The following is a 20,495-nucleotide window of genomic DNA, read 5'->3' on the forward strand; positions in this document are numbered from 1 at the left end:
CAATTGTATTACATTATCATTACAATTACTAATAATTTCAATAAAAATTAGCAGATCATTCTACTGTGAAAAATGGATAGAAAAACAAATGAAAATCATACCTGTAAACGAGGTGTGCTCTTCATTTTTTGATGATTATAAACTATTTTCCCTGATTGTTTGAAAAGGTTGAAGCTCATACCATTCAATTCACTAGTGGCTTTAAAATTTGTTGATATAATTATTACAAAATTTAAACCTTTTATTTTTTACATTGAATGACATGCTTTTCCGAAATTAATAGTTAAGAATTTCTACTCATTATGCGCACCACAAAAAAGCACCTTTACCACTAGGCAAAGGTACTCTCTATATGTTCCTTTTATTTTTTAGTAATCTCCAACAAAATATCATTTCCACCGTTAACTTGTTGATTTATTGAAGGTTGATTTATTTCGAAACTATCACCGTTTAATAATATAACTGGTGTAATGACTTTATAGCCTAAATCTTTTATTTTTTCCACATCAAAATCAGCCAATACACTCCCTTTGCTAACTTTGACTCCATCTGAAACCTTAATGTCGAATCCTTCTCCACCTAGATTTACCGTTTCCAAACCCATGTGAATTAATATTTCCGCGCCTTCTTTTGAACGTAACGTGATTGCATGTTTTGTTGGGAAAACATTTACTACTTCACCATCAATGGGAGAAAATAATGTTTTTTCTGACGGAATGATGGCTACTCCATCTCCCATCATTTTCTCTGAAAAGACTTGATCTGGTACTTCCTCTAATGAAACAACCTTACCGGTTAATGGTGCTATAACTGATATCGCTTGCTCGCTTTTTTTAAATAATGATTTGAACATGTAACTTCCTCCAATCTTTCGTACAAAATATAAAAAACGATTTCTATTCTAACGTATAAATTCAAATTTGAAAAATAATACACATTAACATTTGTTAGGAAAAATCTTAAATAAGCATTATTAATCTTCTACCCTGTTTCCTCTCTTCACATGCAATTTTATGAAACCTTTTTTGAAAACGCTTCAAATTTTTGTTGAATTTTGTCGAAACTGATAATATACTAAACATGTAAATAATTTTCATGTATGGAGGTATTATGATGAATAGTTTCTTCGAAAAAGCTCAGCAGTTTGGTAAATCCTTCATGTTGCCGATTGCAGTATTGCCTGCTGCTGGTCTTTTATTAGGGATTGGGGGAGCTTTATCTAACCCAAATACCGTTAAAGCTTATTCATTTTTAGATGTATCTTGGCTCCAATCGATTTTCACGATTATGTCGAGTGCAGGAAATATCGTCTTTGCTAATCTTGCTTTACTTTTTGCGGTTGGTATTGCAGTGGGTTTAGCAAAATCAGATAAAGGTACGGCAGGTCTTGCTGGTGTCCTAGGATTTTTAGTTATGAATTCAACAATGTCAGCTCTACTTACTATTACGCATAAAATGAATACAGAAAACCCTGCCGCTGCAGGACAAGGAATGGTTCTTGGTATTCAAACGTTAGAAACAGGTGTGTTCGGTGGGGTAGTAGTCGGTATTTTAGTAGCTTGGCTACACAATCGATATAATAAAACGCAACTTCCTCCGTTCTTGGGATTCTTTAGCGGATCACGATTTGTTCCTATCATTTCATCTTTTGCAGCTATTTTGTTAGGTGCCGTTATGTTCTTAGTTTGGCCATTCATTCAAAGTGGGATCTTTAAAATGGGTGGTATTGTACAATCTACAGGTTACATTGGTACATTCTTCTATGGATTTATTCTAAGGTTGCTTGGTCCTTTCGGTCTTCATCATATTTTCTATATGCCATTCTGGACTACAAGCTTAGGTGGAACTGCCGTTGTCGACGGTCATTTAGTGGAAGGTACACAACGAATTTTCTTCGCACAATTAGCAGATCCAAATACGAAGCATTTTTATATTGGAACTTCACGTTTCATGTCCGGACGCTTCATCACAATGATGTTTGGTTTAATCGGTGCGGCTTTTGCAATTTATCGTACTGCAAAGCCTGAAAACAAAAAGAAAATTGCAGGTTTAATGGGTTCTGCCGCTTTAACTTCGTTCTTAACAGGGATTACAGAACCACTTGAATTTTCATTCTTATTTATTGCACCAGGACTTTATGTACTACATGCATTTTTTGATGGATTAGCATTTATGATGGCTCATATTCTTCATATTACAATCGGACAAACTTTTTCTGGTGGATTTATTGATTTTATTTTATTTGGAGTTTTACAAGGTAATGCCAAAACAAACTGGGTGCTTGTTCCAGTTGTTGGAGTTGTATGGTTCTTCCTATACTATTTCTCCTTCACCTTCTTCATTAAGAAGTTCAATCTTAAAACTCCTGGACGCGAAGAAGCAGGAGAGGACACTGTTACAATTACGAATAAAAGTGAACGTGCTCAAATTATTATCGGTGCTTTAGGCGGAGCAGAAAACTTAGAAAACGTCGACTGCTGTGCTACTCGTTTGCGTGTTACTGTAAAAGACGAGAAAAGTATAGATGAAGATGTATTAAAGAAAACCGGTGCCAAAGGTGTTGTTTCTAAAGGAAAGGGCATTCAAGTGATATACGGACCGGACGTTACGATTATCAAAAACGAAATTGAAGAAATTGTAGGTGGATAAACATGTTAAAGACCATAAATAAGGGGCTAGTCGCTTCTTGTCAAGCACTTCCAGATGAACCACTTCACAGCTCATTTATTATGGCAAAAATGGCTCTAGCAGCAAAACTTGGTGGGGCTGTTGGTATTCGCGCTAATTCTAAAGAGGATATTATTGCTATTAAGCAAGAAGTTGAGCTTCCTGTTGTTGGAATAGTGAAACGAGATTATCCAGATAGTGAAGTTTTCATTACAGCTACGAAACGGGAAATAGATGAATTGCTTGAAACTGGATGTGAAATGATTGCAGTGGATGCAACATTAAGATCCAGACCAAATGGCGAAACTCTTGAAGAGCTTGTTTCCTATGTAAGATTACAAGCACCTAACGTTCAGCTAATGGCTGATATATCTTCTCTGGAAGATGCGATAAATGCAGAAAAATTAGGCTTTGATTGTGTTTCAACTACTCTATACGGATACACAAATGATACAAAAGGATGTAAACTATATGATAATGAGTTTAAATTTTTGAAAGACATCCTTCAAACCGTGTCTATCCCTGTAGTAGCAGAAGGAAATGTTATTACTCCAGAAATGGCAAAACAGGTCCTTGATATTGGAGCACATTCAGTAGTTGTTGGTGGTGCCATTTCCAGACCACAACAAATTACGGCCCGTTTTACAGAAATGATTCGCGGGTAGATTCACCGTTAAGAAGGAGAAAGGAGTTATTAGTGGCATCACTTTTAAAGGATATTCAGTCTAGATATTCTTCTTTTTCAGATAAAGAAAGACAAATAGCAGATTATTTGCTCTCCTCACCTGAGGAAGCCTCACAAAGTCATATCAAGGAAATTGCAGAGAGGACGGGAGTGTCCGTTGCTTCTATCACTAGATTTGCTAAAAAAGTTTCCTGTCGTAACTTTGTGGAGTTAAAATTAAAGCTTGCTAGGGAGAATCATGTTGATGAAAGTTCAGATATAGACGAGGCATTACATCATCAATATATTGAAATGTTCCATGATATCCAATCTTTATCTGGAAAAGAATCCTTTTCTCGTGTTCTATCCTTAATTAAAGGGTCGAATCGAATTTTCATATATGGTTTAGGCAGCTCGGGACTTGCTGCACAGGAACTTAACTATCGTTTAAGCAGAATGGGTTTTATTGCCAAGGCAGTGACCGATCCTCACTTAATGGTCATAAGGAGTGCCCTACTTGAGAAAGGAGACCTTTTACTTGCTTTTTCACGTTCAGGGCAAACAAGAGATTTATTAATTCCAGTCGGACGAGCAAAGGAAAATGGAGCGAAAATCGTTTCTTTCACTGCTTACGGAGATACCCCTTTAACAACTTTATCACACGAAGTATTATGGACTGTTCACCCAATACGAAATGGATATTTCTCAACAGGACTAGACTTAAGTGCTTTATTTTTAATTGATCGAATTACTGCCCATTTTCTACAAGATCCAGCAAGGCATAAAATTTACATGGATACAGTTTCTGTTATTTCTTCTTTATCACATTTAAATAAAACATAAGACTTAGTTGCTCCTCTTTAGAAGAGGGGCTTTTTTATAACATAGAATTCTATAGATTCTAAATAGGTGCTACAATATCTTAAAGTCGAAGAAACTATATATAGAAGCAAAGGAGATAAAAAACATGATTAATGTCCTATTCGTTTGTCTCGGCAACATTTGTCGCTCCCCTATGGCAGAGGCACTTTTTCGAGACTTGCTTGTTAAAGAAAATTTGAGTGATCAAGTAACTGTTGATTCCGCTGCGACTAGTTCGTGGCATGTTGGCGACCCACCTCATAAGGGCACCATTACTATTTTGAAAAAATACAATGTTTCCACTGAGGGACTTGTTTGCCGACAGATGAAAATGGACGATTTCGAGAAATTCGATTATATAGTTGGCATGGATACGAGCAATGTTAGGAATATTTATCAATTAACTGGAAAACCCGATCATCCGAAAATCATTCGTCTGCTTGACTTAACCAAACATCAAAAGGATGTTCCGGACCCATATTACACAGGTGATTTTCAGGAAACTTATGATTTAGTAACAGAGGGTTGCAAGGCGTTACTTGAAAAAATTCGTCAAGATCATGCATTACTAAAGGAATAGAATTACCCCTCATTGGCATGATTCTAGAATTAACTGTTTGGCAATGGTATCCTTAGATAATAAATAGTCAAACATTTTGTGAAAAGGGGACAAGAGCACTATGACAGAAATAGAACTCATCGCAAGACTGGTGATAGCTGGAATTCTTGGAGCACTTGTTGGTTTCGAAAGGGAAAAACGCTTCAAAGAGGCGGGTTTACGAACTCATTTTTTAGTTGCAGTGGGTAGTGCACTTGCAATGCTAGTATCTAAATACGCTTTTTACGATGTTGTTCATACCGGAACAATTGAATTGGATCCAAGCCGAATTGCAGCTGGGGTGGTAAGTGGAGTTGGTTTTTTAGGAGCAGGAACAATCCTTGTTCAGCGTCAATCTGTTCGCGGCCTTACGACTGCAGCGGGGCTTTGGGCTACTGCAGGTATCGGGCTTGCCATCGGTTCAGGTATGTACATTGTTAGTATCTGTGGAACAGCCCTTGTTTTAGTAGGTCTAGAAGTATTAAACAGATTATTTCAGCCTATTATTCCGCGTACACACAAATTGAATATTCATGTATCCTCCAACGAAGTCTTACCAAGTATTCTTGATACTTTTACCTCACAAAAGCTTGATGTAGTAACGTATCAAGTTAAATTAGCTTCAACAGATGCGGAAACCCACTACGTTCTCGACTTTCAGCTAAAATCCAATCGGGCATTAAAGGTTAACGACATTGTAAAATTACTTCAATCCTTTTCTGAAGTTGAAAGAATAAAATTTGATTAGATTTGGGGATTATTGATTTTTCTAGATTTTAATTACGTGTCCGTTTCTTTGGGTTGGTTCAAGTTTCGGGCATGTTCCTGCCTTAATCGTTACTGATTTTTGTTTCTCCTATCGTTGGTTGACACGATTCTCCTTGAATTGTTACCGTTCTTCTTCTCTTTTCTCTTTTGCGGGCACGATTCGCCTTGTATTGTTACAGTTCTTCTTCTCTTTTAGTCAAGTCCGATATATTGTGTAAAATTATCTACAATGAAATCGACATACTTAAAATTGTTAAGCGGACTATACTATTTCGAATTTACATTGAGGGGCGGGCAAGATTCTGCATCTTTGATGACCGAGTTCTCCTTCCTACCGCTTGTTCGGGCTTCAATCCTCCTCTTTGATGACCGAGTTCTCCTTCCATCCGCTTGTTTGGGAACCAGCCACCCTCTTTGGTTACCGAGTTCTTTATCCTATGGCACTTACGGTCATCAACTCCCTTCCTACAATCCATAAACCGTATAGAATGTATCATTCTCCACAAACTAAATAGAACAAAACCGGAATTCTTTCATTGACTTGAATTAATATAAGGAGGAAATGAATGTTTTCTTTGCGCGGAGATGCACATAAAATTTATCTGCAATTAAAACAAAATGGAGTGCAGCAAACCAAATTTCTAGACGAAATTAAAGAAATCAAGGAATTTTATGAGTCCATTGACGAAGACACTTTAATACTTATTCACTATCGCATGATAAAAGAGAGAAATGCATCCGGTATCATTCCTCTCTTTGTGTCCTCTATTCCTTGGCTCTTATTTCTTTTTGCAACCCAATTAGAGAATTTTCTTTTCCAAGAAGGAAGTAAATTATGGGCAATTTTTGGATTTGCGTACCTTCTTATTCTTATCATTAGTGTGTTGCTACATTTCCATGAAAAAGCGTGGGCCGCCTTTCATATTGCCATTATCCAAGATATTTTGAAGGAAAGAGGTTATTCTCCAACTACATTATGACGACTTAGCTAATATGAATATCTGTTCCGTATTGTATCAAGCTCAGCTTCCTTGCTACGGACTGGGATGAGAAATTGTCCCATGCGGTGCTGTACAATGCAAGTTTTCCTTGATTTTGCACTTCCGCAGCCCAGGCATTTGCAACATCTATCCCGAATTCTTTTCCACGAAATCCCTCCAGTGTATATAAGCTTGCCTCTGCTGCATGTGAGGTTTGCCTAGCACTACAGCATATAGAAACAGCAACATCGTTTCGGACAATTGCGTAGCACGGTTGCTTAAATTCTAATTCTTCATATGTATAGGGAAAGTGTGGCAGTAGAATTTCCTTATTGGATGGTGTTACTCTTGTCGCTTTCGTTAGCCTATTTCTCACATCTGGAAATGCATATGCCGGTCCAATCCAAATACTACTTATTTTTTGATCATGGTTTAAAATTTGAATTATTTCCGCTAAATGGGAACTGGGATCAGAGCAGACAATTTCGTCTAATTTCTTTACAACTTCCTCTTTAAGAGTGCTATGATACCTAACTACATTCCCAGCCTTTGTTCCACCAACATAGAACCTTGGCCCTTCATCGAATGGAGGCTCATTTACATATGTTAATCTACCATCCTCATCGTACTTAAACAAAACGTTCACATGGTGTTCCATTAATTCCAAATCAGACTGCAAAAAACATTCCTCCTATTTATATGTAGCATTTCTATTAGACTTCGTTATTTTGAAGAAAGAATCCTCCCTCTGCTTGCAATAACACTTACATTTACAATTTACCGTTATTCCAATCGTCATAAAGCCAAGTTCAACGACTAATAGTTTCTACTAAAAGAGCTATTATGAGTTATCCTCACAACCAAATATGTAAATGATGGCCTCGCTGTTATTCGCATATCCTACAATCTATTTTTCACATAGAAAAACCTGAATTCTATGTTCAGAACTCAGGTTACTTCATTACCTCATCTTTACTCTAGCTTTAATCCAGTATCCTTTTTCATTAGCTTTAAAACTATTAAGTAAACAATTCCAATTCCTAACCAGATAAATCCTAATTTCTTCGAAAGCGGATCAAGATTAATCCATACATATCCAATAATAACAAACCCGATTAATGGTAGTATTAAATGTTTCATATAATCCTTACTTCCACTTTTTCTTAAAAAGTAATTCATGACGGATACATGCAAAAATAGGAATGAGGATAGTGCCCCAAAGTTCACAACCGATGACAGCATTCCTATTTGTGAGGCAAAAATAGCCGTAACAATCACTGATAAAATCGCAATGGCAATTGTACCTAAATAAGGTGTTTGGTATTTTGGATGAACCTTCGCTAAGAAACCAGGTAGTTTCCGGTCTCTTGCCATACTATACAAAATCCTTGAAATTGCTGCTTGGGCAACTAGTGAGTTAGCAATTCCCCATGAAAGTGCGGTTGCCAAGATCGTTAAATATTTTAGCCAGGTTCCACCTGCAACCTCTGCAATTTGATAAAAAGCTACATCAGGATTCTTGAAGCTTTTAAAATCTGGCCAAATAAGAGCAGCCACCCATGTTTGAATGATAAATAGGGCTCCAACCGACAATAATGCGAATACACATGCTTTACCAATGGCTTTACTGCCTTCTTTCGTTTCCTCTGCCAATGTGGATATTCCATCGAATCCCAAGAAGCTAAGAACAGCAATCGAAACAGCACCCATAACAACACTCATGCTGAAATGGCTTTTATCATACAAAGGTTTGATGGTCATTTCAGCGCCATTCACACCTTTAGCAATTGCAACGATACCAACAGTGACAAAAATAGCTAGTACAATTAATTCTAGAACAACAATAATTTTATTTGCTTTAGCAGTAAATTCAATTCCACGTATATTAATAACGGTATTAATCGCGATAAAAATCAATACCCAAACAATAAGCGGAATTCCTGGTACCATATCATGTAACGCAGATCCACTGACTAAATATAAAAGTGCAGGAACAAAAATATAATCAAGTAGGATGAGCCAGCCTGCAATGAAACCAACCGAATCATTAATCCCTCTTTGGGCATAAGAATAGACAGAACCGGCAATTGGAAATGCTTCAGACATTCGCGCATAACTAAAAGCTGTAAAAATCATTCCGACCATCCCGATTAAATATGCTAGTGCAATCATTCCATTGGAGCCTTGAGCTACAGATCCGTAAATCCCAAACGGTGCGATTGGAACCATAAAAACCATTCCATAAATTAATAAATCCCAAAACGAAAGGGAACGTTTCAATTCTTGCTTATATAATGTTTTTGGTGTAGAAGGTACAAGTTTTTTTGCTTCCATCCGATTCTCCCCTTAGAAAATTTCCTTAATACCGAGATTCTTTAATATACTTTTCGATAAATAACATCTTGCCGTTTTCAAAGGATCGACAATTTGGCTAACCTGTACTTGGCCGGCAGCACTTAGAAGCATAGCTGTTTCTTCTATTGTCATATCTGTTCTTTTCAGCAAGTAATCCACCATTTCTTCCACTGCTGTGTCCGTAGCTTCATCAAGTGATTTTTTAGATACTAAAAAGGCTATGCCGTCCTCGTTTTCAACAAGTGGTGTACGAAGATTCTCTCCTTTGATAACGGATAATGTTACCGTTACTTTCGCAGGGATTTCAATTCCTGATACTCCTACTTCACCATCGCCCATTGCAGCATGTAAATCTCCTAATGAAAATAAAGCACCTTTTTGAAAAACAGGGAAATAAACCGTTGCATTTTCTGTGATCAAAGTAGTGTCCATATTTCCGCCATGATCACCAGGTGTTCCACAGGACACTTCTCCATCTTTTGGCGCCACGCCAATTACGCCGATCATTGGATTCAGCGGTAAATGTATATTTTCATTAAATATCGCTTTATTATCCTTAATAGGAACCATCTTGATAGAGAAATTCGAAATTCGTTTACCCATGACACCTAAATCAGGACCAGTAACCATAACTCCTTTTTCAGCTAATTCAATTTTCCGAATATGAACTGCAAGAATATCTCCCGGCTCCGCCTCCTCTATAAAAACCGGACCTGTTGCGGGATTGATTTGATTCCAGTCAATCGAGGAAAAGGTTGTGGATTCAGAAGCAATTTGATTTAAAAAACAATCATATGTTTCTATCACCACTTCACTACCTGATTTTACCCTTAGAGCTGGCTTGTGTTTACTGCTCATTTCATAAATAAAAGATTCACGTGTAAGTATCTCCGCCATCATTTATCATCCTCCTTATGTTTTAATTATAGGAAAATTTAGATAATGAAGTTACATTATCTTTACTTATTTTTGTGATATGTTATCTATTTTCAGAACATTGTATAAATACAAACTTATCATGTAGACAACAGAAGACACTATCGAAACTTTAACTGCCAATAAAAGGCTATGGCTCTCGAAGTATACAAAAATACCAATTATCCAAAAAGCATATAAGCATATAACAAGCCAATAAGAATGTTTCTTATCACTTTTACATATGGCCAATATAGGAAAAGAAATGGTCAAATAAAAGAGGAGATAACCGATAAAAATCATATTAATATAGCTTACGAGCCAGTATTGGCTCACAAAAACTAGTAAAGAAAGGACAATAATCAATAAGTACATTACTCTAATTCTCATTGCTGATTGCCATCTAGTATTAAGAGAATGAAGAAATATAGTTGCCATTGAATAAATAGAGATGGCAACTGAATGAACAGCACTAGCAAGCCATACCAAAACGATCATGAGTATGATCAACCGTGATGGAATTTGTAATAAACTTTTGCTAAACAAATAGAATGTATAGGGATGATGCTTACTTACAATATAAATGCCGTATATTAGAACGGAAGCTGGGATTGATGCAAAACAAAACAACGACAATTTTAGAGAAGGATTACGATAATTTTCTTTTATAGACCGCAATACTTGCCATTGAAATGAATTGGTTAAAAGCATACCGATAAAAACAATCGGTATTGCAACAAATATAATCATCATTTCTTGAAAATCAATCGTGTGATGTTTTTCAAATGTAAGATAGGATTCGAAAATAGGATGAATTCCATCCTTCAAAAATAAGAACAATGGTACAAATAAAAAAGCAAATCCACATATCAATAAAAGAATATAAACCGTCCGATATATTGTGAACATTCCACCTAATCCTGCGAAAATAACACAAAAAAGAAGTAATAAAGCTATAAAAATGATTGGTTGCTGTGGAAACCATACACCAAACAGCTTATTAGCCAATGAAAGTTGTAACAATAGCCCCTCCATGTTTGCAAAAATAAAAAGCGGCAGAAAATATCTAAAGCCGATTTTTGTAAACCTCTGCTGGTAAAATCGAATCAAAATAGGTTCATTAATATTTTTTGCTTGAATTCCATTCAAAAAATGTGACAGAAGGAAATACATGAATAGGAAGAAGCATATATAATATCCAATACTGATAAGCATCCCAAAATGATATATAAAATAAATAGGCATAAATAAAGAAGTTGTCCCAAAGAAAGAAACCCACAGTAATACCGTCGAATGCTTCATACCGTATTTTTTGCCAATCATAAGGAATTCAAGTGGTGACCGATGCTCTGCCACCCTATTTAAATTAAAAATAATAACACCTGCGGCTAAAAATAAAATAATATACCAATCAATCATGATACAAGCTCTCCTTATATTGGCGTGGAGACAATAATATCATCTTCTTAAAAGTAGAACTAAAATGATGCAGGCTAGTAAATCCAACTTCCTCTGAGATCTTTTGAATCGACCACTCTGGATGTTCCTTTAAATGCTTTTTGGCTTTTTCAATGCGAAAAGAAACAACATATTCCTGAAAATTCATCCCTAATTCTTCTGAAAGCTTTCTGCTTAAATAGGTAGACGACATATGAACTTCTTCCGCAATGTCCTTTAAATTTATTTTTGAACCATAGTTTTTATGTATAATATTCATCACTTGCTGGACCACTGGCGAAACCTTTTCTAAGTATCCAAATTGCTCCCTAAATCGGTCCAACGCTTGGTAAAACTCCTTACTAATAACAGGTTTCACGATATAATCAAAGACATGTAAGCGAATTGCCTGCTTTGCATATTGAAAAGTTTCATAGGCGGTAATCATCATGCATTCCGTCTCATAGTGACCTCTTATGTATAAGCAAAGGTCTAATCCTGATTCTCCTGGGAGATGTATATCTAAAAGTGCTAAATTAATGGAGTGATTTCCAAGTATTTTCTTTGCTTGTGCAGCATCTTCTGCCTTAAAAACAGACCATAATGGATATCTTTCATGGATTAAAAAATGTAATTGATCCAATTCTAACTGTTCATCATCTACAATTAATATTTTCATCTCTTACCCTCCGGTGTATAAGGCCAAACTGCTTTAGCAATCGTGAAATCATTCTTTCTAACTAGGGAAACTTCTGTATATAAATCAAAAAGCAAAGATAAGCGTTTTCTAATATTCTCTAAGCCTACTCCTAAATGCTCGCTTTTTTCCGCATCTATCCCAGGTCCATTGTCGCTGACAGATAAAGTAACCCAACTTCCATTTCTCAAAAGTGAGATGACTAATTGTTTCGTCCCTCTTTTTTTCTCTAAACCATGTTTAAACGCATTTTCAACAAGTGTTTGAAGGATATATGGCGGTAAACAGGTCGATTCTGCTGTTTCATCGATTTGATATTCCACATGCAAATGATGACCAAAACGAATCTTCTGGATGGAAATATAATGCGATGTATAGGTTAGCTCTTTTTGGAAGGAAACAAGCGATTCCTTTTCCATATATTTATAGCGAATAAATTGTGAAAACTCTTCTAAGGCATGACTTACATCTCGAATTCTCCCTAACCGACTCAACGACAGCATGGCATTTAGCGAGTTAAACAAAAAATGCGGCTGAATTTGTTGGCTCAGCTGTAAGTATTCAACACGATGCAATTCCTTTTCCATTTCAATTTTTTTATTTTCAATCTGTAAATAATCAAACTCTTTCCCGAAAAAACCTAATAGCAGCAAAATGACATAGCTCGCAATCGGTATTCCTAAACCACATAAAATTAAAATGGTGAAAACAGACTCATTCATAATGACACCCTTTAACATACAAATAATATTTAAAAAGACTCCGAGACCTTACTCTCAGAATCTTTTCATTACATTTTATTGTTATATATGAATACTAGCTTCCTACTTCGAAGTCACATCTCTAACACTTTTTACCGCTGTCTCGATTCTTCTTAGTCCTTCTTCTAAAATCGAGCGTGGACAAGCAATGTTCATTCTTATAAAACCTTCCCCGCCATTTCCAAAAATATATCCTTGATCCAGTGCTACTTTTGCTTCTTTTTGCATTAAATGTTCAAGAGCTTTTTGTTCAAGTCCTAGCTCCCTGCAATCAATCCAAACGAGATATGTTCCTTCTGTTTGTATCACTTTCAACTCAGGTATATGTTGATAAGTATACTTTGTGAGAAACTCTAAATTTTGTTGCAAATAATCCAGTAATTGGTCAAGCCACTCATCCCCATATCGATAGGCACTTTCTGTTGCTACAAGGCCAAAGGTGCTTGTCATACCAATGAAAAGGGATTCCAGTGTGTTAGTAAATTGTTCTCGTAAGCTTTTATTCGGAATAATAATGTTGGATGTTTGTAGTCCCGCTAGATTAAACGTTTTACTCGGAGCCGTACAAATAATCGAACGCTGGGCAAATTCTTCTGAAATAGCCGCAAAAGGAGTATGTGAATTTCCCTTTAATATTAAATCAAAGTGAATTTCGTCGGATACTACGAGAATATTATGTTTTAGACAAATATCCCCTAATTTTGTTAACTCCTCTTTCGTCCACACTCTTCCAACAGGATTATGAGGACTAGAAATAATAATCAGCTTAACATCGGAAGTGATTTTATTCTCCAAATCTTCGAAGTCCATCACATACTTACCATTTTCAAATTTTAATGGATTCTGCACAATTTCCCTGCCATTTTTTTCTACCGAAAATGTAAATGGATGGTAAACAGGTGACTGAATAATGATTTTATCCCCAGGTTTCGTATAGGTACGAACAATCATCCCCAGTGCTGGGACAACACCTGGTGCATGACAAATCCATTCCTTTTCAATTTTCCAATTATGTCGCCGTTGCATCCAGCCTATTATCGCTTCATAATAAGAATCATTTCTCGCTGTATAGCCAAAAACCCCATGTTCAGCACGTTGTTTTATAGCAGCGATAACAGGCTCGGGCACCATAAAATCCATATCAGCCACCCACATAGGGATAAGATCCTTTTCTCCAAATATGTTTTCAGCTTCATCCCACTTAACAGAACTAGTATTTAATCGATCTATTACTTTATCGAAATCATATTTCATGCTACTATCCCTCCATTATTCCTTTACTAGCTATTGCTTTTGATGTTTTCATATGTTTAGGGTCTTGTCAATATTTAGAGGGAATATTCAGAATCGAGTTAATGATAAATTTCCATCTTCCTCGTTTTTAATACCGAATTTGCACCACGACTCTCGCATGAATATCAATCTCGCCTAATTCAATTGGAGTGGAAATACTATTCCCCATTGCAGCAAACTTTTGAAAAGTCTGCGGAATTTCGCTTATTTCTTCTAAAATATTTATGGGAGTAGGATCAAAATGTAAGTTTAATGTTTCTGCGATTGTCTGTGCCTTTTCCAATGCGTTTTTTACAGCATTGCTTAGGGCCTTTTGATAGTAAAATTGTTGATTTTCAATCATAAACTGAATATCATACACATGATTTACTCCGTTTTTAACAGCTACATCAATAATCTGACCAACTTGATCCAAATTCTTCATTTTAACCATTACCGCATTGGTAACTTGGTAGCCTCTAAACACCTGCTTCCCTTCAACATAATCATATCTAGAATGGATGTTATAAGTCGATGTCTGCATATTTTCCTTTGATATTCCTGTTTGAAAAAGAGCTTGGATTACTTGATTCATTTTAAACATATTTTCCTGCTGAGCCTGATGGAGTTGTTCATTTTCCGTCATCACTTCTAATTGAATGGCGACTGTATCCGGCTTACAAGGAATTTTTGCACTCCCAATAACCTTCATTACACGGGGATGGTCATTTCGATAGGAGGGATTGTACATGAGCATTCCACCTTATTCTTAAAATTTGCCGATACTTAAATTTTGTTATGGATTCTCTACATGATATTTCTATCGATTATTACTTATTCGGGTCTTAGGCAGCAACGAGGAATATTCGATCTTTATACAAAAATTCACATTTCTAAGTGGGTGAAGCTTTGCAATCAAATAGAAACATCTCCATTTCCATATAATCTAGTTAACATGGACTTATACGCTGCAAATTCTTTTAAATAGTAGAAAGCGAAGAAGGAGTGGATAGTATGGAAAAATTGGCGGAACGGATTAAGATTGCAACTAAAAAGCCAACTCCATGGATAAAATGGACCTGGCTTTTTTTCTTTATAGCCTTATAGGAATTTAGTTTTTTTACGGAACCGAAAAATAAAGAACACGTACTCATAAGGAGGAACAATGATAGCAATATTATGACACCAAAGCTTCTTTAATTACCCAGCCAACAATTCCGTCTTTTTTTATTAAAACATATCCCTCACAGCTATCGTCCAGTATGGAAACGATATCCCCTTTTTTCACATTGATTTGTGCACAAGATATATCATCTTTTGCTGTAAAACCTGTTTCAGTTTGAAGAATGTATTCATTTTTAACATAAAGTTTTTGACCTGTTACTTCCTGATTACACAACGTGAAATGTTCCCCTTTTTCAAGTGGAGTAATAGCATAATTCGGAAAAGAAATTCCGCCAGTTTTAGATGGATCAGCTGTAAATTCTTTTACTGTTTGACATGTAGGAAAATGATCCACGTATGTATAGGAATAGACTTTTTCGGAGCTTGATGGATTAATCATAAACGCATTTAATTGGCCAGAATTTTTCACGTTATTCCCACCATCGATTGCAATGATTTTTTTCTCTTTATTAATAATGGGATTGTTTGATAATACTTGTGAGGTATAGTTCCCTACTGGCCAATGTCCAACGATTACATTTTTATTCGCTTGATGAGACTTATTTAGAAATGCTGGTATCGCTATGGCATCTTCCCTATCAGTGTCTTTCCAGTTTTCTACATCTGCAAGACCTGCATGTACGAATATATAATCATCTGTTTCTATCGCAGTTGGTAAATCTGTTAGCCATTTGATTTCCTTAGAAAAATGAGAAGATAACCGTTCTTTTACCTCTTGAATACTCGATTCGCTAGTAATTGTATAACTGATTTTCTCTAGCCATTCATTCATTATGGAATGCTTTCTTGTACATAAATAATTGATCAACTTCGGATTTTCATTTAAGAGCACCTCCATTAATGCTTCACAGTTGCCTTCGATTACATGCACCTTCGGATTGTGCGAGGAAAGTTCCATTACATACTCGATTACTCCCATACTGTTTCTGCCTTTTTCACAAAGGTCACCATTAATAATGAGGTAATCCTCTTTGGAAAAATGAACTTTCTTTAATAACTTTTGAAAAAGCTCTAATTCTCCATGAATATCGGAAATCACAATGATTCTTGATTGAGTTGGGATAAATAGTTGTTTTATTTTTTCCAATGATGATGCCTCTCCTTTTTGTCGTTTTTCGTTTTGTAGGTTAATTTATTCGATAATATCCTTGATTTTCCTTTAGTTATCTATTTGAAAATGTTAAGTAGAAATAATACCAAAAACGCTCGGTGAAACGTTTGATGAGTGTAGGGTCTATTTTGGATTTATTCTAATAAACTACCAATTTGTACATCATTACTTACTTGTTAATCCTTCGTCATTTACGATCTGGTATTGGAACCATCATCGCCGTTGTATAACAATTTGGACAAGTTACATATCGTGCATTAAACCTGTGACGTGTGATAAAGTAATTAGAAAATGAAACCTTAAATGAACACCCACAAGTTGGACATTCAAAATGCGTAGTCTTCCAGCGGTACACTAAAAATGGTATGACTACTAGGAAGATAATAAAGCCGGTAACCGGATTTCCATGAGTCATAAGAATGCCCCCTCCTTACGTCCTTTGATTACAATATCCATATTCATCATAATCCTTATTGTTAATGGTATGCAATGGTACCAGGCTCGTGGACATTTCAGTGATTTGTCCACCTCAGACAGACTTCAATAGAAATGTGGCCATGTAAGGTGGTAGTGAATAGTAAGCAGCAAGCGGAGAAAAACGACAAAGAAAAACCACCCGCGTCAACGAAAACGAATAGGTGGTTCTTCTCGCAAAAAATAAACAACCAAAACATACCATCCTCTGGCAGTAGTTACAGTTATTGACTAAGGAGTTACCGCTCCTCGGTTTATTTTATGTGTGTATTTTTTCAGTATACCCTAACCTGAGAAAATTCAAATTATCCCTCATTCATCTTTCTCTCATAAAAATTAGTACCTGCTCCTCCATCATTCTATCAACTCTTTCCAGGTTTGAAAGATTTTGATTTTTAGGATGAACATTTATATTGCTTGATAGGCTATTGGTTGAGGTTATCTACAAGGTGATTATTAGGGTTTTGACTGAAAGGGAATATGCGGGGAAATCAATCAAGAAAAACATTAACAAAAAATCACTTTGACATTTCCTTCTTTTCGCGCCGTGTCTAAACAGCTAGTAATAAATTTAAGAATTTCATTTTGCTGCCAAACTAAAAAGTCATTTTTTGGTTGGCTAGTGGAATCATTATTAAATATTTCATTTTTTGCCTTCAATGCTTTTTCCATTTGTTGCAATGAAAAATTTTTACTTTCACCTGACCCGCTAGCACCTGCATAACAATTCGTTGCCTCTAATAAATTGTAAAATAAGTGGGCACAAGAATCCCCCATGGTAAAGCGAATATAAGCAATTTCTTCTCCCCTTTTATTGCACCCATAAATATCATGTCCCATTAATGAATCCTCCTTTGGATTAATTTATTTTAAACCTTTACAAGTACACAGAACTATTGAAGCCATATACTCATAAGGCGGTTTAACCATAGTGAAACAGAATTAAACTTTAGGTTTAATAAACATAATGAAAAATTTTTCGATAGAAATGATAACATTGGAGTTAAAAAGTAATGTTACTTTGAAGTGAAAGATATGTGGTATTTCCGGGTGGCCACAATAAAAGGAGAAGTTTCGTAGTTTAATCTTCCCTAAGATGTCATGGAGAAGAGTATATTCTTTAGTAAAATATTTACATAGTTTGAAAGAGAATGTCAATAAGAAACAGTTCGACAAAATTCGATAAATGATTCCTTTTTCAAGCCAATTTTTTTATATATGAAAATTTTTCTCGTGATTCTTAAGAATAATCTCATGAAAATGAATAATAATCTCGCGAAAACGCCTTCTAATCTCGTGAATTTTGTTATTAATCTCGCGAATCGGGACTTTAGACCCAAAATAAACGTCCACAGACCAACTTATTATAATCCAAAAAACGCGATCTATTAGAATCGCGTAAGTTTAACAAGAATTTTACTTTTATACCATCCTAACTAATCGGTGTACCATTCTTAACCGATTCATCCGGTTTTAAAAGTACTACGTCACCTTCTTCGGGAACTCCCCCTAGCACTAATACTTCTGACTTAAAGCCTGCAATGCGTCTAGGTGGGAAGTTTAAGACTGCGACTACTTGTTTTCCAATAAGGTGTTCAGGCTTATATCTTTGTGTTATTTGTGCCGAAGATTGTTTAATTCCGAATTCACCAAAATCAATTTCTAATTTTATAGCAGGTTTTCTAGCTTCCGGAAAAGGCTCCGCTTTCAAAACAGTACCTATGCGAATATCCAATTTCAGAAAATCTTCAATGGTTGCCATGATTATTTCCTCCCATTTTTTTTTGCATTTATCTTGATTTTACAATATTACTTAATAGAGGGGAAATCAAACAATCATGACAAAGAAGAACCACCAACACGTCGCCAAAAACGTAAGGGTGGTTCTTCTCGTTAAACTAATTTAGCCTGAACATACCGTCACTGCTGGCAGTAGTTGCAGATTTGGCCAAGGAGTCACAGCTCCTTGGTTTATTTTATGTGTATATATTTAGAGCATACCCTGTCTAAAATCACAAATTTGTCTTATTAGTTTCCACCTAGAATTGCGACTTGAGACTGCCCCTCAATCCAACTTTCATAAAAATTGAAACACGAGAACCGTCCCCGTGTTCTCTAGTTCTGCGTTTCTCCTTCGTCCGTCTTTTTAGCTTTAGCACTTTCAGATTGAAAGTACTCTTTGCCTTTGAGTTTGACCTCTGGTAGGAAGAAGGTGCCTATGAAACTTAGAACAGCGAAAACTAAACCAACCAAGAACAAATGTTGAACACCATACGTTAAGGAAGCCTTCACCGTATCCATTAGTTGAAGGTACATCTGATGTCCCGTAGCACCAAACTTATTAAACTGGGATGCAATCTGTTGTTGTGCTTCAGAAGTCAAAAGTGCTTGTGGATTCATATCAGCTAACTTACTTTTAAACTGTTCCAATGAAGCTGGTATTGTTTCGTTAAACTTATGAGTGAATGATTTGTTCAGAATGGAGCCAAAGATTGGGGAAGCAATTACCCCTCCAAGTGAACTCACAAATTGCTGTGTCGAGTTCACGGTACCCATCATCTTGTAAGGGAACGCATTTTGCACAACCATATTCATAAGCGGCATCAACGAGCCAATACCTAACCCAAGGACAACCATGTTCATTGCCACGGTCATCCATTTTGTATGAATATCCATTTGGTTTAATAAAATGGATCCAACCACAATCACGGCACCACTAGCCCATGCAAGATACTTATACCGACCTGTTTTCGACATAACTTGACCAGAAACGATACTTCCAACAATAAAACCAATCATCATTGGCGACATGACCCATCCACTGCTTTGTGCATTTAATCCGATTACCCCTTGAACATAGACTGGTAAGAACATAAGGCTGCCAAACATGGTCATCCCAATCAAGACACCTAAAACAAGCGAGGTGCTAAAAATACGATTCTTAAACAAAGATGGTGCAAGTAATGGGTCTTCTGCCTTACGCTCCCACAAAATAAAAAATACAAGAATAATTAAACCACCGATAAACAGCGCTAATTCAATTGGGGATCCCCAGGCGTATTTCGTACCTGCCCATGTAAAACCAAGTAAAATCGGAATTAAACCAGCGACTAAAATGACAGAACCAAGCCAGTCTACCTTAACTCGATGTTCTGCCCGTACTTTAGGTAACGTAACCATTACACCGATGATGGCAAGTATGGCAAACGGTAAATTAATATAAAACACCCATCTCCATGAAAAGGTATCCGTAATCCATCCACCAAGAGCTGGACCGATAATGCTGGACAAGCCAAACACTGCCATCATAACACCCATCCATTTCCCTCGTTCTTTTGGAGTAAAAATGTCACCGACAGTGGCACGCGGCATACTCATCATAGCACCAGCACCAATTCCCTGAAAAGCTCGCGCCCAAATTAGTTCGGTCATCGTATGTGCCTGCCCCGATACTGCAGATCCAAGTGCAAACATGATAAGACCAAATAAATAGAATGGCTTACGTCCAAATACATCGGACAATTTACCATAAATCGGAATGGTAACAGAAGAAGCCATCATATAGGCTGTAAATACCCAAGCATACATATTTAATCCATGTAAATCGCCAATAATAGTAGGCATTGCGGTGGAAACAACCGTCTGATCCATTGACGAGAAAAACATTGTTAAAAGAACCGTTGCGAGCGCCCACCACTTTTTTGAACCTGTTATTTGGTTCGTCGTTTGTACTTCTTGTCCTGCCATAAC

20 protein-coding genes are annotated in these 20,495 nt (G+C 36.3%); 6 read left to right on the forward strand and 14 right to left on the reverse strand.

Annotation, left to right across the window (positions count from 1 at the left end):
- Positions 1 to 361 precede the first annotated feature (361 nt).
- On the reverse strand, positions 362 to 853 hold the full coding sequence (locus tag AC3WJF_RS14090) for a PTS sugar transporter subunit IIA (RefSeq protein WP_492453220.1): 492 nt from the start codon (positions 851 to 853) through the stop codon (positions 362 to 364).
- A 260-nt stretch (positions 854 to 1,113) separates the two neighbouring features.
- On the opposite strand from AC3WJF_RS14090, the gene ptsG reads away from it, so the two are divergent.
- The 6 genes from ptsG to AC3WJF_RS14120 all read left to right on the forward strand — a co-directional run bounded on the left by ptsG (position 1,114) and on the right by AC3WJF_RS14120 (position 6,538).
- Complete coding sequence (gene ptsG / locus AC3WJF_RS14095) at positions 1,114 to 2,649, forward strand: glucose-specific PTS transporter subunit IIBC (RefSeq protein ID WP_492453320.1); 1,536 nt, start codon at positions 1,114 to 1,116, stop codon at positions 2,647 to 2,649.
- A 2-nt stretch (positions 2,650 to 2,651) separates the two neighbouring features.
- Positions 2,652 to 3,332 carry an N-acetylmannosamine-6-phosphate 2-epimerase gene (locus AC3WJF_RS14100; protein ID WP_492453221.1) on the forward strand — a complete coding sequence of 227 codons (681 nt, stop codon included), beginning with the start codon at positions 2,652 to 2,654 and terminating at the stop codon, positions 3,330 to 3,332.
- Between the two features lie 32 nt (positions 3,333 to 3,364).
- Positions 3,365 to 4,174, forward strand: coding sequence for a MurR/RpiR family transcriptional regulator (locus tag AC3WJF_RS14105; protein ID WP_492453222.1), 810 nt, complete (start codon positions 3,365 to 3,367; stop codon positions 4,172 to 4,174).
- 124 nt (positions 4,175 to 4,298) lie between these two features.
- Complete coding sequence (locus AC3WJF_RS14110) at positions 4,299 to 4,772, forward strand: low molecular weight protein-tyrosine-phosphatase (RefSeq protein WP_492453223.1); 474 nt, start codon at positions 4,299 to 4,301, stop codon at positions 4,770 to 4,772.
- Positions 4,773 to 4,872: 100 nt separating this feature from the next.
- Positions 4,873 to 5,538, forward strand: coding sequence for an MgtC/SapB family protein (locus AC3WJF_RS14115; RefSeq protein WP_492453225.1), 666 nt, complete (start codon positions 4,873 to 4,875; stop codon positions 5,536 to 5,538).
- A gap of 586 nt (positions 5,539 to 6,124) precedes the next feature.
- The gene (locus tag AC3WJF_RS14120) at positions 6,125 to 6,538 is read left to right on the forward strand and encodes a hypothetical protein (protein ID WP_492453227.1); all 414 of its coding nucleotides are present in this window, start codon (positions 6,125 to 6,127) and stop codon (positions 6,536 to 6,538) included.
- A gap of 4 nt (positions 6,539 to 6,542) precedes the next feature.
- On the opposite strand, the gene AC3WJF_RS14125 is transcribed toward AC3WJF_RS14120, so the two are convergent.
- The 13 genes from AC3WJF_RS14125 to AC3WJF_RS14185 all read right to left on the reverse strand — a co-directional run bounded on the left by AC3WJF_RS14125 (position 6,543) and on the right by AC3WJF_RS14185 (position 20,492).
- Positions 6,543 to 7,217, reverse strand: a complete 675-nt coding sequence (locus AC3WJF_RS14125) for a GNAT family N-acetyltransferase (protein ID WP_492453229.1) — start codon at positions 7,215 to 7,217, stop codon at positions 6,543 to 6,545.
- A gap of 293 nt (positions 7,218 to 7,510) precedes the next feature.
- Positions 7,511 to 8,872, reverse strand: a complete 1,362-nt coding sequence (locus AC3WJF_RS14130; protein ID WP_492453231.1) for an APC family permease — start codon at positions 8,870 to 8,872, stop codon at positions 7,511 to 7,513.
- Between the two features lie 12 nt (positions 8,873 to 8,884).
- Positions 8,885 to 9,790: an acetamidase/formamidase family protein gene (locus tag AC3WJF_RS14135; protein ID WP_492453322.1), complete on the reverse strand. Its 906-nt coding sequence runs from the start codon at positions 9,788 to 9,790 to the stop codon at positions 8,885 to 8,887.
- Positions 9,791 to 9,856: 66 nt separating this feature from the next.
- On the reverse strand, positions 9,857 to 11,227 hold the full coding sequence (locus AC3WJF_RS14140; protein WP_492453233.1) for a hypothetical protein: 1,371 nt from the start codon (positions 11,225 to 11,227) through the stop codon (positions 9,857 to 9,859).
- Complete coding sequence (locus AC3WJF_RS14145) at positions 11,220 to 11,924, reverse strand: response regulator transcription factor (RefSeq protein ID WP_492453235.1); 705 nt, start codon at positions 11,922 to 11,924, stop codon at positions 11,220 to 11,222. Before AC3WJF_RS14145 ends, AC3WJF_RS14140 begins: the two co-directional genes overlap by 8 nt.
- On the reverse strand, positions 11,921 to 12,664 hold the full coding sequence (locus AC3WJF_RS14150) for a sensor histidine kinase (RefSeq protein WP_492453237.1): 744 nt from the start codon (positions 12,662 to 12,664) through the stop codon (positions 11,921 to 11,923). The genes AC3WJF_RS14145 and AC3WJF_RS14150 overlap by 4 nt, the downstream gene beginning before the upstream one ends.
- Positions 12,665 to 12,766: 102 nt before the next feature.
- Positions 12,767 to 13,957, reverse strand: a complete 1,191-nt coding sequence (locus AC3WJF_RS14155; RefSeq protein ID WP_492453239.1) for a MalY/PatB family protein — start codon at positions 13,955 to 13,957, stop codon at positions 12,767 to 12,769.
- A gap of 127 nt (positions 13,958 to 14,084) precedes the next feature.
- Complete coding sequence (locus AC3WJF_RS14160; protein ID WP_492453241.1) at positions 14,085 to 14,726, reverse strand: SIMPL domain-containing protein; 642 nt, start codon at positions 14,724 to 14,726, stop codon at positions 14,085 to 14,087.
- Between the two features lie 426 nt (positions 14,727 to 15,152).
- Positions 15,153 to 16,247 carry a metallophosphoesterase gene (locus AC3WJF_RS14165; protein WP_492453242.1) on the reverse strand — a complete coding sequence of 365 codons (1,095 nt, stop codon included), beginning with the start codon at positions 16,245 to 16,247 and terminating at the stop codon, positions 15,153 to 15,155.
- 211 nt (positions 16,248 to 16,458) lie between these two features.
- Positions 16,459 to 16,686 (reverse strand): hypothetical protein, encoded by a 228-nt coding sequence (locus tag AC3WJF_RS14170; protein WP_492453245.1) that lies wholly within the window; start codon positions 16,684 to 16,686, stop codon positions 16,459 to 16,461.
- A 566-nt stretch (positions 16,687 to 17,252) separates the two neighbouring features.
- Positions 17,253 to 17,585, reverse strand: a complete 333-nt coding sequence (locus AC3WJF_RS14175) for a hypothetical protein (protein ID WP_492453247.1) — start codon at positions 17,583 to 17,585, stop codon at positions 17,253 to 17,255.
- Between the two features lie 592 nt (positions 17,586 to 18,177).
- The gene (csaA, locus tag AC3WJF_RS14180) at positions 18,178 to 18,507 is read right to left on the reverse strand and encodes a chaperone CsaA (protein ID WP_492453249.1); all 330 of its coding nucleotides are present in this window, start codon (positions 18,505 to 18,507) and stop codon (positions 18,178 to 18,180) included.
- Positions 18,508 to 18,860: 353 nt separating this feature from the next.
- Positions 18,861 to 20,492, reverse strand: coding sequence for an MDR family MFS transporter (locus AC3WJF_RS14185; protein WP_492453251.1), 1,632 nt, complete (start codon positions 20,490 to 20,492; stop codon positions 18,861 to 18,863).
- Positions 20,493 to 20,495: the final 3 nt, after the last annotated feature.

The sequence above is a fragment of the Heyndrickxia sp. FW510-T9 genome, from assembly GCF_058781025.1.